Source organism: Streptomyces sp. NRRL S-87, assembly GCF_000719335.1.
Classification (GTDB): Bacteria; Actinomycetota; Actinomycetes; order Streptomycetales; family Streptomycetaceae; genus Streptomyces.
Genome location: NZ_JOGB01000177.1, coordinates 1 through 538, shown reverse-complemented (window position 1 = coordinate 538; position 538 = coordinate 1). Strand labels below are relative to the sequence as shown.

1 pseudogene is annotated in these 538 nt (G+C 72.1%); it reads right to left on the bottom strand.

Annotation, left to right across the window (positions count from 1 at the left end):
- Positions 1–538: pseudogene (locus tag IF43_RS37510) on the bottom strand (AMP-binding protein); the annotation flags it as partial.

Here is a 538-nt window from a genome sequence, read left to right as displayed (position 1 = left end):
GGTGGTGGGGGCGGCCTGCGCGGGGATCGGCAGGGCGCGTCGGTCGACCTTTCCGTTGGGGGTGGTGGGGATCTTGTCCAGGTGCACGAAGTGGTTGGGGACCATGTAGTCGGGCAACTGGCGGCGGCAGTGCGTGCGCAGGTCGGCGGCGGTGTGGGCGGCCGCGGACTGGGTGGTGTAGTAGGCGGTGAGGCGCTTGTCGCCGGGGGTGTCCTCGCGGACGACCACGGTGGTCAGGGCGATGTCGGGATGCCCGGTCAGGGTCGCCTCGATCTCACCGAGCTCGATGCGCAGCCCGCGGATCTTGACCTGGTTGTCGATCCGGCCGAGGAACTCGATGGTGCCGTCGGGCAGCCAGCGCACCAGGTCACCGGTGCGGTAGGCGCGGGTCGGCTCGGGCGTCAGGTGCGTGGTGACGAACCGGTCCGCGGTCAGCTCCGGACGGTCCAGGTAACCACGGGCCAGCCCCGGCCCGGTGATCCACAACTCGCCCGGCACCCCCACCGGCGCCAGCCCCCCGTGCCGGTCCACCACCAGG